The organism is Kribbella sp. NPDC051770 (assembly GCF_040681455.1).
In the GTDB taxonomy this organism is placed as follows: Bacteria; Actinomycetota; Actinomycetes; order Propionibacteriales; family Kribbellaceae; genus Kribbella.
Genome location: NZ_JBFAYT010000007.1, coordinates 214,802 through 227,006, shown reverse-complemented (window position 1 = coordinate 227,006; position 12,205 = coordinate 214,802). Strand labels below are relative to the sequence as shown.

16 protein-coding genes are annotated in these 12,205 nt (G+C 70.2%); 11 read left to right on the top strand and 5 right to left on the bottom strand.

Annotated features, from left to right (window positions below; all coding sequences use genetic code 11):
- The first annotated feature begins 20 nt into the window (after window positions 1-20).
- From AB0M01_RS23890 to AB0M01_RS23880, 3 genes are read left to right on the top strand one after another with little or no spacing between them, the layout of a single operon-like run.
- Window positions 21-470 (top strand): M67 family metallopeptidase, encoded by a 450-nt coding sequence (locus AB0M01_RS23890; RefSeq protein ID WP_363672991.1) that lies wholly within the window; start codon window positions 21-23, stop codon window positions 468-470.
- 1 nt (window position 471) lies between these two features.
- A complete protein-coding gene (locus tag AB0M01_RS23885; protein WP_363672989.1) occupies window positions 472-750 on the top strand; it encodes a MoaD/ThiS family protein in 279 nt (92 codons plus the stop codon).
- Window positions 751-752: 2 nt separating this feature from the next.
- Entirely contained in the window at window positions 753-1,700 is a 948-nt protein-coding gene (locus tag AB0M01_RS23880) for a cysteine synthase family protein (protein ID WP_363672987.1), read from the top strand.
- Between the two features lie 97 nt (window positions 1,701-1,797).
- Here AB0M01_RS23880 and AB0M01_RS23875 read toward each other — a convergent pair whose 3' ends face one another.
- Window positions 1,798-2,154, bottom strand: a complete 357-nt coding sequence (locus AB0M01_RS23875; RefSeq protein ID WP_363672985.1) for a hypothetical protein — start codon at window positions 2,152-2,154, stop codon at window positions 1,798-1,800.
- 180 nt (window positions 2,155-2,334) lie between these two features.
- Here AB0M01_RS23875 and murI point away from each other — a divergent pair, with 180 nt between their 5' ends.
- The 3 genes from murI to AB0M01_RS23860 all read left to right on the top strand — a co-directional run bounded on the left by murI (window position 2,335) and on the right by AB0M01_RS23860 (window position 4,994).
- Complete coding sequence (murI, locus tag AB0M01_RS23870) at window positions 2,335-3,138, top strand: glutamate racemase (protein ID WP_363672983.1); 804 nt, start codon at window positions 2,335-2,337, stop codon at window positions 3,136-3,138.
- 135 nt (window positions 3,139-3,273) lie between these two features.
- The gene (locus AB0M01_RS23865; RefSeq protein ID WP_363672981.1) at window positions 3,274-4,020 is read left to right on the top strand and encodes an MBL fold metallo-hydrolase; all 747 of its coding nucleotides are present in this window, start codon (window positions 3,274-3,276) and stop codon (window positions 4,018-4,020) included.
- A complete protein-coding gene (locus tag AB0M01_RS23860; RefSeq protein ID WP_363672979.1) occupies window positions 4,020-4,994 on the top strand; it encodes an alpha/beta hydrolase in 975 nt (324 codons plus the stop codon). Before AB0M01_RS23865 ends, AB0M01_RS23860 begins: the two co-directional genes overlap by 1 nt.
- Here the strand turns inward: AB0M01_RS23860 and AB0M01_RS23855 are convergent.
- Window positions 4,963-6,135 carry a Gfo/Idh/MocA family oxidoreductase gene (locus AB0M01_RS23855; RefSeq protein ID WP_363672977.1) on the bottom strand — a complete coding sequence of 391 codons (1,173 nt, stop codon included), beginning with the start codon at window positions 6,133-6,135 and terminating at the stop codon, window positions 4,963-4,965. The two genes, AB0M01_RS23860 and AB0M01_RS23855, sit on opposite strands and share 32 nt — an antisense overlap.
- Window positions 6,136-6,281: 146 nt before the next feature.
- Between AB0M01_RS23855 and AB0M01_RS23850 the strand changes: the two genes are divergently transcribed.
- Genes AB0M01_RS23850 through AB0M01_RS23835 form a run of 4 tightly spaced genes read left to right on the top strand, consistent with a single transcriptional unit; the run spans window position 6,282 to window position 9,025 of the window.
- Complete coding sequence (locus AB0M01_RS23850) at window positions 6,282-7,106, top strand: SGNH/GDSL hydrolase family protein (RefSeq protein ID WP_363672975.1); 825 nt, start codon at window positions 6,282-6,284, stop codon at window positions 7,104-7,106.
- A gap of 10 nt (window positions 7,107-7,116) precedes the next feature.
- Window positions 7,117-7,833, top strand: a complete 717-nt coding sequence (rph, locus tag AB0M01_RS23845; RefSeq protein ID WP_344174244.1) for a ribonuclease PH — start codon at window positions 7,117-7,119, stop codon at window positions 7,831-7,833.
- Window positions 7,830-8,435 carry an RdgB/HAM1 family non-canonical purine NTP pyrophosphatase gene (gene rdgB / locus AB0M01_RS23840; protein WP_363672972.1) on the top strand — a complete coding sequence of 202 codons (606 nt, stop codon included), beginning with the start codon at window positions 7,830-7,832 and terminating at the stop codon, window positions 8,433-8,435. Before rph ends, rdgB begins: the two co-directional genes overlap by 4 nt.
- A complete protein-coding gene (locus tag AB0M01_RS23835) occupies window positions 8,435-9,025 on the top strand; it encodes a hypothetical protein (protein ID WP_363672970.1) in 591 nt (196 codons plus the stop codon). The genes rdgB and AB0M01_RS23835 overlap by 1 nt, the downstream gene beginning before the upstream one ends.
- On the opposite strand, the gene AB0M01_RS23830 is transcribed toward AB0M01_RS23835, so the two are convergent.
- From AB0M01_RS23830 to AB0M01_RS23820, 3 genes are all read right to left on the bottom strand, one after another.
- Complete coding sequence (locus tag AB0M01_RS23830; protein WP_363672968.1) at window positions 9,014-9,499, bottom strand: GNAT family N-acetyltransferase; 486 nt, start codon at window positions 9,497-9,499, stop codon at window positions 9,014-9,016. The genes AB0M01_RS23835 and AB0M01_RS23830 overlap by 12 nt on opposite strands.
- A 135-nt stretch (window positions 9,500-9,634) precedes the next feature.
- Entirely contained in the window at window positions 9,635-10,120 is a 486-nt protein-coding gene (locus AB0M01_RS23825; protein ID WP_363672965.1) for a hypothetical protein, read from the bottom strand.
- A 7-nt stretch (window positions 10,121-10,127) separates the two neighbouring features.
- Window positions 10,128-10,391 (bottom strand): hypothetical protein, encoded by a 264-nt coding sequence (locus AB0M01_RS23820; protein ID WP_363672963.1) that lies wholly within the window; start codon window positions 10,389-10,391, stop codon window positions 10,128-10,130.
- 218 nt (window positions 10,392-10,609) lie between these two features.
- Here AB0M01_RS23820 and AB0M01_RS23815 point away from each other — a divergent pair, with 218 nt between their 5' ends.
- The gene (locus tag AB0M01_RS23815; protein WP_363672961.1) at window positions 10,610-11,950 is read left to right on the top strand and encodes an FAD-dependent oxidoreductase; all 1,341 of its coding nucleotides are present in this window, start codon (window positions 10,610-10,612) and stop codon (window positions 11,948-11,950) included.
- Window positions 11,951-12,205 lie beyond the last annotated feature (255 nt).

The following is a 12,205-nucleotide window of genomic DNA, read 5'->3' as shown; positions in this document are numbered from 1 at the left end:
GCGCTCCGTATCGTGGAACCGTGCTGATCATCGAGCAGGCGACCTACGACGCGATCGTGGCGCACGCGCGGCGGGACCACCCGGACGAGGCGTGCGGGGTGGTCGCGGGGCCGGCCGGGTCCGACCGGGCCGAGCGGTTGATCCCGATGCTGAACGCGGCGATGTCGCCGACGTTCTACGAGTTCGACTCCGGCGACCTGTTCAAGCTCTACAAGGAGATGGACGAGCGCGACGAGGAGCCGGTGGTGATCTACCACTCGCACACCGCGACGCAGGCCTACCCGTCCCGGACCGACATCAACCTGGCCCAGGAGCCGGGGGCGCACTACGTGCTGGTCTCGACCCGCGACGGCGCGGACCAGCCGTCGTACGACGGTCCGGTCGAGTTCCGGTCCTACCGCATCATCGACGGCGCCGTCACGGAGGAAGACGTGAAGATCGTGGCGACCTACCAAACAGGAGACAACTGAGATGGCGATCGAGCTTCGCGTGCCGACCATTCTGCGCACCTACACCGGGGGCGAGAAGGCGGTGAACGGCGACGGCAGCACGCTGGCCGAGTTCATCGACAACGTGAACGGCAACCACCCCGGGCTCAAGGAGCGGATCGTCGAGGGTGAGCCGGAGGAGCTGCGCCGGTTCGTCAACGTGTACGTCAACGACGAGGACGTCCGGTTCACCGGCGGCCTCGGCACCGGCGTCAAGGACGGCGACGTCGTCGTCGTGCTGCCGGCCGTCGCCGGCGGCTGAGCGTGCGCTTCGACAGCCTGCTCGACTCGGTCGGCGGTACGCCGCTGGTCGGTCTCCCGAAGCTCTCGCCGTCGGCCGACGTCCGGCTGTGGGCCAAGCTCGAGGACCACAACCCGACCGGCTCGATCAAGGACCGGGCCGCGCTGCGGATGCTGCTCGACGCCGAGAAGGACGGCCGGCTGCGGCCCGGCAACACGATCCTCGAACCGACCTCGGGCAACACCGGCATCTCGCTGGCGATGGCGGCCAAGCTGCGTGGCTACCGGATGGTCTGCGTGATGCCGGAGAACACCTCCGAGGAGCGCCGGCAGATCCTGCGGATGTGGGGCGTCGAGATCATCTCCTCGCCGGCCGCGGGTGGTTCGAACGAGGCGGTCCGGGTCGCCAAGCAGGTCGCCGAGGAGCACCCGGACTGGGTGATGCTCTACCAGTACGGCAACCCCTCGAACGCCGCCGCGCACTACGACGGCACCGCGCGCGAGATCCTCGCCGACCTGCCGTCGGTGACGCACTTCGTCGCCGGGCTCGGCACGACCGGCACGCTGATGGGCGCCGGCCGGTTCTTCCGTGAGCACAAGCCCGAGGTGAGGATCGTCGCCGCCGAGCCCCGGTACGGCGAACTGGTCTACGGCCTGCGCAACCTCGACGAGGGCTTCGTCCCCGAGCTGTACGACGCGACGCTGATCGACGGGCGGTTCTCGGTCGGGCCGCGCGACGCCGTCCGGCGGGTGCGGGAGCTGCTCGACAACGAGGGCATCTTCGCCGGGATCTCCACGGGCGCGATCCTGCACGCCGCGCTCGGCCAAGCGGCCAAGTGCGTGCGGGAGGGCGAGCAGGCCGACATCGCCTTCGTGGTCGCGGACGGCGGCTGGAAGTACCTGTCCACCGGCGCGTACGAGGGCACCATCGACGAGGCCGAGGACCGCCTCGAAGGACAGCTCTGGGCCTGACCGGCAGTTCTGCCTGGGATTTTGTTGCCGTGGTCAACCGGTGCGCTGGGCGGTGGCGCCGGCCGGTTGGCTACAGGTTGTTGTCAGGGGAGTTGGATCAGGGTTGTTTGAACAGCACTTTGCGTCCTAGCCGGGGATGGGTGCCACGGCCCTTGCAGCTGTTGCACGGGCGGGTGGCGTAGTTGAACACGGATCCCTTGTGGCGTCCCATGCCCTTGCACCGGTTGCACTTGGCGAGCGGGTGCAGGGACAGCGACACGACGTAGATCGTGAAGGCGGCGAGCAGCAGCACCATCAGCATGCCGGTGGGCCCGAGGGCTCCGGCGATGTCGGCGGCGGTGCTGTCGGCGTTGGCGTCGGCAACCTGTCCGGCCGCCTGTGCGGCGTTCGTCGGTTGCGGATCTGGTGCGGCGGTGGAGCCCAAGGCCACCGCGATGTGGACTGCCAGGTTCATGGCGTCGCGAGGGGCGGTCGGAAATACATCGCTCCAGAGTGGCGCGCGTCACGTGAGATTGCAATTCCGGAGAGTAAAGATGTGGATAACTCCGGCGTGTCGTTCTGCGGGCTTAGGTAAGGGTTACTTCAGAACTGCCCGTTGCCGGTCTTGTCGGTGCCGGGAGTTAGGGTTTCCGGTGTGGCAGACGCACCGATCGGCATCTTCGACTCAGGCTTCGGCGGGCTCACGGTGGCCCGCGCGGTGCTCGACCAGCTGCCGCACGAACCGATCCTGTACCTCGGCGACACGGCCCGCCAGCCGTACGGCCCGAAGTCGATCGCCGAGGTCCGCGAGTACGCGCTGGAGTGCCTGGACCACCTGGTCGAGGCCGGCGTCAAGGCCCTGGTGATCGCCTGCAACTCGGCCAGCGCCGCGATGCTGCGCGACGCCCGCGAACGGTACGACGTACCGGTCGTCGAGGTGATCCTCCCTGCGGCCCGGCGCGCGGTCGCCGCGACCCGCAACAACCGCGTCGGCGTCATCTGCACCCGCTCGACCGCGGCCTCCCTCGCCTACGACGACGCCTTCGCCGCGGCTCCCCAGGTCGAGCTCACCACCCAGGCCTGCCCCAAGTTCGTGGACTTCGTCGAGTCCGGCGTCACCTCCGGCCCCGAGCTCCTGGCCGCCGCCCACGAATACCTCGACCCCCTGGTCGAAGCCGGCGTCGACACCCTGATCCTCGGCTGCACCCACTACCCCCTCCTCACCGGCGTCATCTCCTACGTGATGGGCGACGAGGTCACCTTCGTCAGCAGCGCCGAGGAAGGCGCCAAGGACATCTACGGCGTCCTCACCAAGTCCGGCCTCCTCCGCGACGACACCCTCCCGCCACCCCAGCACCGCTTCGTCACCACCGGAAACCCGTCCGACTTCGTCACCATCGGCTCCCGCTTCCTCGGCCCGGTCATCACCGCCGTCGACCAATTCGCCTGGGTGCGCTGAGATCCCGTGTGTGACCCAGGTCGCAGCTGATGTTGTCGATGGCACCGGTTTCGTGCGTAATCCACGCCTGGCGGCTGTTCTGCGACGTCCCGGCGTTGTCTGCAGAGTCGGGAACTCGCCGGTAATGTTCAAGGTATGAAGCTCACCGTGCTCGGCTGCTCCGGGTCTGTGCCTGGGCCGGACTCGCCTGCGTCGAGCTACCTGGTCACGGCGGACGGGTTCCACCTGGTGCTCGATCTCGGCAGCGGGGCGCTCGGTGCGCTGCAGCGGGAGATCAGCGTGCCGGAGATCGGCGCGATCGCCTTGTCGCACCTGCATCCCGATCACTGCATGGATCTGTGCGGCCTGTACGTCGCGACGAAGTACTCGCCGTGCGCACCGATCCCGCGGATCCCCGTCTACGGGCCGGAGGGCGCGGCGGAGCGGATGGCGCTCGCGTACGACCTGCCGCTCGATCCGGGGATGGAGGAGCAGATGGACTTCCACGCCTGGCAGGAATCCCAGCAGATCGGGCCCTTCACGGTGCTGACCGCGCCGATGGTGCACCCGGTGCCGGCGTACGCGATCCGGGTTGAGTACGGCAACAAGTCGCTCACCTACACCGGCGACACCGGGCCGAACGAGGGCCTGGTCGAGCTGGCGCGGGGGACTGATCTGTTGTTGTCCGAGGCGGCGCTGCAGGACAACAATCCGGACAACCCGGGGGATCTGCATCTGACGCCGGCGGACGCGGGCGAGCAGGCGAAGCGGGCCGGTGCCAAGCGGTTGGTGATCACCCACGTGCCGCCGTGGTACGACCGGGTGACGCAGACGGAGAACGCGCGGCGGACGTTCCCCGGTGAGGTGCTGACGGCGACGCCGGGTGCGGTGTACGAGATCTGATGCTGGTCGAGCTCGCCGACGGCATTCGCTTGCAGACCTGGACATCCGGTACGCCGGGCAGCGCGGCGACGGGGAGCGCGGCGCCGCAGGTTGGGGCGTCGGACAGTCGGGCGCCGGTGTTGCTTTTGCACGGTGGGCCGGGGCTGTGGGACTACTTGGAGCCGGTCGCGGCGTTGATCGACGACCGCGTCGTGCACCGGTACGACCAGCGCGGCTGCGGCGGGTCGGACCCGTCGGACGAGCAGACGATCGCGCGCACGGTCGCCGATCTCGAGGAGCTCCGGGCGCACTGGGGGCACGAGCGGATCGTTGTCCTCGGCCACTCGTTCGGCGCGACACTGGCGCTCAGGTACGCCGCCGCCCATCCGGCCAGGGTCGCGCACCTGATCTATCTCAGCGGCGTCGGCGTAGGCGACTGGCGCACGCCGTCCCAGGCCGAGGCGCGGCGCCGGATGACCGACGTACAGGCCGATCGCCTTGAATCACTGGGGAATCGGCGCGACCGCAACCCCGATGAGGAGCGCGAGTTCCGGGCGCTCTCGTGGTTCACCGACCACGCCGACCGCGAGCGCGCCTGGGCCTGGGCGCTGGAGGATGCGGACGTCCCGCACCCGATCAACTTCGCCGCCAACCGCGCGCTGTCGGCCGACAACCGCGCGTGGGGCGACGACCGCCTGCTCCAGCAGGCCGCGGCGCTGACCATGCCGGTCGACTTCATCCACGGCGAGGGCGACCCGCGCCCGGCGAGCGCCGTACGGGAACTGGCGAACGCGACCGGCCGCGCCGACCTGCCGTCGCGCGCCGACCCGCCGTCGCGCGTCGACCCGCCGTCGCGCGCCGGCGCGCTCGCGCCGACCGTGCGTTTTCACCTGGTCGAAGGCGCCGGCCACTCGCCGTGGCGCGAGCGGCCGGAGGAGTTTCGCCTGCTGCTGAACGGAATCCTCAGCGAGCCTGACCACCGTCGAAGTACTTGACCAGATCCGCATCCAGCGCCGGGATGTCGATCGGCGTCCCGTTCGACCGCAGCGACGTCGTCGCCGCGAACCCGGCGGCAACAGCAGCCCGGGCAGCGATCGGCGAGGTCAGCGTCGCACCACCGTCACGGACGAACCGCACGAACTCGTCGACCAGCTTCGGGTCCGCGCCACCGTGGCCTTCGTCCTCGGAGGCGACCTCGACCACCTGATCGGCGTCCGACCGATACCCCGACCGCCCGCTGTTCCACACCTTCACGACGCTCCCGGACGTGTCGCCGAAGTTCTCGAGCCGCCCGTGGGTGCCGATCACCGTGTAGTTGCGCCAGTAGTCCGGGGTGAAGTGGCACTGCTGGTAGCTCAGGAACACCCCGTTGTCGAGCTGGAAGTTCGCCATCGACAGGTCCTCGACGTCCATCACCGGCGCCAGGCCCTTCTGCTCCAGCGGCGGCCAGTTGTCGTTCGACACGAACTCGCCGAAGCGCTGGTCGGAGCGGTCCTGCCGGTCCTCGATCCCGCCGTACAGGACGAGCCCGCCGAGCGCGGTCGCGTGCGTGGTGTAGCCGCCGGCCAGCCAGTGCATCACGTCGATGTCGTGGGCCCCCTTCTGCAGCAGGAGGCTGGTCGACCGGCGCCGGTCGGCGTGCCAGTCCTTGAAGTAGAAGTCGCCACCGTGGCCGACGAAGTGCCGGCACCAGATCGCCTTCACCTCGCCGATCGCGCCCGACTGGATCAGCTCACGCATGGTCTGGACGACCGGCATGTGCCGCATGTTGTGGCCGACGTACAGCCGCGTCCCGCTCTCGTACGCCGCCTGCAGCACCCGGTCGCAGCCGTCGGTGGTGATCGCCAGCGGCTTCTCGACGAAGACCGCGACGCCGGCCCGGAGGAAGTCGATCGCCGGGTCCTCGTGCAGGTCGTCCGGGGTGGTCAGGAACACACCGTCGAGCTTCAGGTCGAGCAGTTCGTGGTGGTCGCCGTACGCCGTCGCGTCGGGGTAGGTGGTCAGCGCGGCCTGCCGCTGCTTCTCGACCGGGTCGCAGACGGCCACGATCTCGGCGCCCTCGCCCGGTCTGTGCGCGTGCCGGGCCAGGCTGCTGCGCGCGCCGAGTCCGACCACACCGAACCGTAGATCAGTCATCGTTCACTACTCCTGCACGTAGTTGTTTGTAAGAGCCTATGTCCGAACACTTGCGGTCCTCAACACCTGTTTGCTCCCGCCGTGTTGCCCGACCGGCCATCTGGCCATCACCCAGCACCCGTTCGGTGTCGTCACCATGACGGAACGTGAGCCTCCACTACGTGGCACTCGGCGACTCGACCACCGTGGGTGTCGGGGACCCGCTGAACGGCAGCACGACCGACCTTTCCGGTGCCGGAGCGCGCCCGGGCGAGGGGTGGCGGGGCTGGGCCTCGCTGCTCGCCGACTCCCTGGGCAGCTCCCACCGTGTGACGTTCTCCAACTACGCGACCAGCGGTGCGACCGTTCCCCAGGTCACCGCCGACCAGTTGCCCGAGACCGGCGACGGCCCGATCGACCTGGCCTCGCTGATCGTCGGCGTCAACGACACGCTGCGCTCGACGTTCGACGCCGGCCAGATCCGCGACTGCCTGCACCAGTGCGCGGCGCAGCTCACCGAGCGCGGCGCGCTGCTCCTCACCGTCCGGTTCCACGACCACGGACAGGTGTTCGGCCTGCCTGCCTGGTTGCGGCGACCGCTCTGGCAGCGCATCGAGCAGGTCAACGCGGTGTACGACGACCTGTTCCTCCAGTACGGCGGGGTGCGGCTCGACATGGCCGACTACCCCGAGGTGTACCGCCGCGACTTCTGGTCCGTCGACCGCTTGCACCCGGGGGAGCGCGGCCACCGGCGCCTCGCGCGGGCGTTCGCCGACGAGCTGCATGCGCGCGGCGTACGGATCGACGTACCGCCTGATCTGTCCTGTGCCGGGGAGCCGCCGAGCCGGTGGGCGGACGCGGTCTGGATGGTTCGCGAAGGCGTTCCGTGGCTCGGTCGACGGGCGGGCGACCTGACGCCGTGGGCCGCGCGGATGGTCCTCGGACAGTTCCGTCCGCCTGCCGATGCGGGGGTGCAGCGCCTCCGGGCATAAGGTTTTGGGCATGGCTCGTAGCGATGGACGTACCCCTGACCAGCTCCGCCCGGTGACGCTGACCCGGAAATGGCTCGACCACGCCGAGGGATCGGTGCTGGTCGAGTTCGGCCGGACCCGGGTGCTCTGCGCGGCGTCGGTCACCGAGGGGGTTCCGCGCTGGCGCAAGGGCTCCGGCCTGGGCTGGGTCAGCGCGGAGTACGCGATGCTGCCGCGCTCGACCAACACCCGCTCGGACCGCGAGTCGGTGAAGGGCCGGATCGGCGGCCGGACGCACGAGATCTCCCGGCTGATTGGGCGCTCGCTGCGCGCGGTCGTCGACTACAAGGCGCTCGGCGAGAACACGATCCTGCTCGACTGCGACGTGCTGCAGGCTGACGGCGGCACGCGGACCGCGGCGATCACCGGTGCGTACGTCGCGCTCGCCGACGCCGTGTCGTACCTGCGCGACCGCAAGGCGCTCAAGGGCGAGCCGCTGACCGGCTCGGTGTCCGCGGTGTCGGTCGGGATCATCGACGGCGCCCCGATGCTCGACCTCTGCTACGAGGAGGACGTGCGCGCCGAGACCGACATGAACCTGGTGCTGACCGGCGACGGCAAGTTCATCGAGGTGCAGGGCACCGCCGAGGGTGCGCCGTTCGACCGCGCCGAGCTGGACGCGCTGCTCTCGCTCGGTACGGCGGGCTGCGAGGAGCTGACCAAGCTGCAGCTGGAGGCGCTGGCATGAGCAAGGTGCTGCTCGCCTCGAACAACGCGAAGAAGCTCGCCGAGCTGCGCCGGATCCTGGCGCCGATCGTGCCCGGGATCGAGGTGCTCGGGCTGGCCGACGTACCGGCGTACGACGAACCGGCGGAGACCGAGCCGACCTTCGAGGGCAACGCGCTGCTGAAGGCGCGGGCCGCGGTGGCCGCGACCGGGCTGCCGTCGATCGCCGACGACAGCGGGATCTGCGTCGACGCGCTGAACGGGATGCCCGGGGTGCTGTCGGCGCGCTGGTCGGGGCCGGCCAAGGACAACCACGCGAACAACGTGCTGCTGCTCGGGCAGCTCGAGGACGTCCCGGACGAGCGCCGCAGCGCGCAGTTCGTGGCGGCCGTCGCGTTCGTGCAGCCCAGCGGCGCCGAGGAGGTGCTGCGCGCGGAGATGCCGGGCTCGGTGATCCGCGAGCTGCGCGGCACCGGCGGTTTCGGGTACGACGTGCTGTTCGTCCCCGAGGGCTACGACCGGACGACGGCGGAGCTGTCGATCGAGGAGAAGGACGCGATCAGCCACCGGGGCAAGTCGCTGCGCGCCCTGGCGCCGCTGGTCGCCAAAGCACTGGAGGCCTGATGCTGTTCGCCGGATCCGACACCGAGGGCGTCGCCGAGGGCCGCATCACCGCGGCGTACCGGCGCTGGGCCGAACCGCGGGTGATCGAGGGCCGCGTCTACCGCACCAACGCGGGCCGGATCGAGATCGACAGCATCAAGAAGGTCAACCCCGACCTGATCTCCGACTACGACGAGATGCTGCACCTGGCCGGCCGGATGAACGCCCGGGACGCCCGCCGCCGCCTCCGCGGCGACGAAACCCTGCCCACCTGGCTGATCCGCTTCCACCTGGTCGAGGGCCCCGACCCCCGCGAGGAGCTCGCCAACTCCACCGACCTCACCCCCGCGGACGTCGAGGAGCTCACCACCAAGCTCGCCCACCTCGACGAGCTCAGCCGCCACGGCGCCTGGACCACCGCCACCCTCCACCTCATCCGCGACACCCCCGCCACCCGCGCGGGCGACCTCGCGGCGAGCCTGGACCGGGACACCCCCGGCTTCAAGATCGACGTCCGCAAACTGAAGAACCTGGGCCTCACCCACAGCCTGGAGGTCGGCTACGAGCTCAGCCCCCGCGGCAAGGCCTACTTGGATGCTCTAGGCAACTAGCAGGCTGCGCTCGTACTCGACCTGTTCGAGTGGGGTGCCGTTGCCGAAGTCCCGGGGCTGGGTGCGGCCGGTCTCGGTGAAGCCGGATTTTGTGTAGAAGCGGCGGGACTGTGGGGTGTCGCGGAGGGTCCAGAGATGGACCCGGTCGAAGCCTTGGGTGCGGAGGGTTTCGAGGGTGCCGGTCATCAGGGCGGCGGCGAGGCCGGTGCCCCAGCCGTCGGGGTGGGCGTAGAAGCTGAGGATCTCGGACTCCTCGAGCCAGGCCATCGCGAGCGGGCGGCCGTCGAGGAGAGCGATCAGGATGGTGCCGTCGGGATTGATCAGGCGGTCGTGCCAGCGGGTGCGGCGGCTTTTGATCTGGGCGGTGGCGAAGGCCGGGTCGAAGAAGGGCGCGTAGGCGGCGGCCCAGGACGCGGCGTGGATCTCGCCGACGGCGGTGGCGTCGGCCGGGGTGGCTTCGCGGACTTCGATCATGGTCGTGAATCTAGGTGGTCGCGCCGACAGTTCAGGCGGTCGCGCCGACAGTTCAGGTGGTCACGCCGATGATCAGGCCGGCCGCCAGTCCGCCGTACGCCGCGCTGCCGCCATACTGGCTGCACTCCAGCGGGCCTAGCGCTCCGGCGTGCGGTCCTCGCGTGGTGGCTGCTGCACCGCGGGAGTGGCTGTGCTTGGTGAAGCGGCGCGGGAGCCGGTGACGTGGTTGGTGGCGTTCAGCTCGCGGAGCTTCTGGAGCTCGGGGTCGAGTTGGGCGTCCGCGCCGGGGCGCCGGAAGACCAGGTTGTTGGTGTGGCGGCTGTAGATGTCGGTGGTCCCGCCGGGCGAGATCTCGATCAGGTTGCCCTTGGTGGTCGCCCGCAGGCCGCCGTCCGGCAGTCGCTCGGTGAAGTCCTCGCGCGGCGGGTACATCCGGCCGTCGAACTTCAGCCCGGGGTTGGGGTTGCGCTCGACGCCGCTGTGCTCGTCCTCGACCTGGTCGAGGGTCTCGGCGAGTTGCCGGAACGCCTCGTCGGCGGTCTTCGCCGGCGGCAGCGCGCTCAGCCGTTCGTAGAGCAGCCGGAGCCGGTCGGGCAGGCTCAGGCGTGGTTCGTCGGCCACCGCGAGGTCAGCCGGCGACGGCGGCGTGGGCCGCGCGCAGCGCCGCGTCGAGGGTCGGCGCGGTCTCGGTGTGCCCGGCGAAGGCCGCAGCGTCGTCGGGGTCGATCGAGAAACCCCACTCGTCACCGTTCGCCGTACCGTCGATGACGACGACGCGGGCGCCCCGGACGACGATCGAGACGGCGCCCGAGGAGTGCACGGTGACTGTACGCCGTACGTCGGTGCCGAAGGTCGCGTCGACGGCCTGCTCGACTGCCTGCTGCTCGCTCATCCCCAGTGCCTCCCCTTGTCCGGATCCCGCAGTATAGAAGGCGAAAGGGCGAGCGCCGACCTGTCTCGCAGGACGGGCAGCGGCCGGACCGCCCGCCGATCCCGGAGATGATTTCCGGGCCGGGTCGAGGCCGTGTGAAGTGGGTCTCGAAAGTTGGGATCGGATCCCCGAACCGGTAAAGTTGCTTAGGTTAGCCTTACCTATTGTCTGGGGAGATCGTGCGAGAGCTCCGAGTCGCCGTTGTCGGTGCTGGGCCGGCCGGCATTTACGCCGCCGACATTCTGACCAAGGAGTACGAGGGAGCTCACGTCGACCTGATCGAGCGGCTGCCCGCGCCGTTCGGCCTGGTCCGGTACGGCGTCGCGCCGGACCACCCGCGGATCAAGGAGATCATCAAGGCGCTGCACCGGGTCGTCGGCCGGGACCGGATCCGGTTCTTCGGCAACGTCGAGTTCGGTGTCGACCTCAAGCTCGACGACCTGCGCCGGTACTACGACGCGGTGATCTTCTCGACCGGCGCGATGGCCGACCGCGAGCTGGCCATCCCCGGCATCGACCTCCCGGGCAGCCACGGCGCCGCCGACTTCGTCAGCTGGTACGCCGGGCACCCCGACGTACCGCGGGAGTGGCCGCTCGAGGCCAAGCACGTCGCCGTGATCGGCGCCGGGAACGTCGCGCTCGACGTCGCCCGGATGCTGGCCAAGCCGGCCGACGAGCAGCTCACCACCGAGATCGCCGAGAACGTCTACCAGGGGCTGAAGGCGAACCAGGCGACCGACGTGCACGTGTTCGCGCGCCGCGGTCCGGCGCAGATCAAGTTCACGCCGATGGAGCTGCGCGAGCTGTCGCACTCGCCGAACGTGGACGTGATCGTGCACCCCGAGGGCTTCGAGATCGACGAGGCCAGCCAGAAGGCGATCAACGCCAGCAAGGGCACCCGGCTGGTCGTCGACACCCTGCTCAAGTACCTGGAGGCCGAGCCGACCGGCGCGGCGCACCGGATCCACATCCACCTGTGCCACGCGCCGGTCGAGGTGCTCGGCTCCGAGAAGGTCGAGGGGCTGCGGACCGAGAAGACCGAGCTGCAGGGCGACGGGACCGTGCGCGGGACCGGCGAGTACGTCGACACTCCGGTGCAGGCGGTCTACCGCGCCGTCGGGTACCTGTCGTCGCACCTGCCAGAGCTGCCGTTCGACCACCAGGCCGGCGTGATGACCAACGACCGCGGCCGCGTGCTCGACATCGACGACGTACCGCTGCCCGGTCTGTACGTGACCGGCTGGATCAAGCGCGGCCCGATTGGGCTGATCGGGCACACCAAGTCCGACGCGGCCGAGACGATCGCGTGCCTGCTGGAGGATCTCGACAACCTGCCGCGGCCGGAGGTCGCCGACCCGGACGCGATCGTCGCCCACCTGGCCGCGCGCGGCGCGACCGTCGTCGACGCCGAGGGCTGGACCCGCCTCGACGCGCACGAGCAGTCGCTGGGCGAGGCCGCCGGGCGCGAGCGGATCAAGGTCGTCCCGCGCGAGGAGATGCTGCGCGCCTCGCAGGGCTGAGCGGATCTGCAGCACTCAGTAACTCGCGCCGCCCGGCCTGGGTCGAGCGCGGACTCGCTCGGTTCGGCCGGGCGGCGTGAGGTTACTGAGTGCTGCAGGTACCGACGCCCAGCACCCACCAACCCCGTCGCCCGCAGCCGGCCTGAGCGGGGGCGCGACGGATCCGGCGCCGCGGCGCGGGGTTGGTGGGTGCTGGGCGCCGGTCGACCGGGGGCGACCTGCCGGGGAGTGCCGGCCTGGGGGAGGAGTTGCCGG

Bases quoted from the DNA above. Each gene is read 5' to 3' on its own strand.
- AB0M01_RS23830 (WP_363672968.1), bottom strand. From the start codon at position 9,499: ATGATCGAAGTCCGCGAAGCCACCCCGGCCGACGCCACCGCCGTCGGC.
- rdgB (WP_363672972.1), top strand. From the start codon at position 7,830: ATGAGCAAGGTGCTGCTCGCCTCGAACAACGCGAAGAAGCTCGCCGAG.
- AB0M01_RS23885 (WP_363672989.1), top strand. From the start codon at position 472: ATGGCGATCGAGCTTCGCGTGCCGACCATTCTGCGCACCTACACCGGG.
- rph (WP_344174244.1), top strand. From the start codon at position 7,117: ATGGCTCGTAGCGATGGACGTACCCCTGACCAGCTCCGCCCGGTGACG.
- AB0M01_RS23820 (WP_363672963.1), bottom strand. From the start codon at position 10,391: ATGAGCGAGCAGCAGGCAGTCGAGCAGGCCGTCGACGCGACCTTCGGC.
- AB0M01_RS23835 (WP_363672970.1), top strand. From the start codon at position 8,435: ATGCTGTTCGCCGGATCCGACACCGAGGGCGTCGCCGAGGGCCGCATC.
- AB0M01_RS23875 (WP_363672985.1), bottom strand. From the start codon at position 2,154: ATGAACCTGGCAGTCCACATCGCGGTGGCCTTGGGCTCCACCGCCGCA.
- AB0M01_RS23865 (WP_363672981.1), top strand. From the start codon at position 3,274: ATGAAGCTCACCGTGCTCGGCTGCTCCGGGTCTGTGCCTGGGCCGGAC.
- AB0M01_RS23855 (WP_363672977.1), bottom strand. From the start codon at position 6,135: ATGACTGATCTACGGTTCGGTGTGGTCGGACTCGGCGCGCGCAGCAGC.
- AB0M01_RS23860 (WP_363672979.1), top strand. From the start codon at position 4,020: ATGCTGGTCGAGCTCGCCGACGGCATTCGCTTGCAGACCTGGACATCC.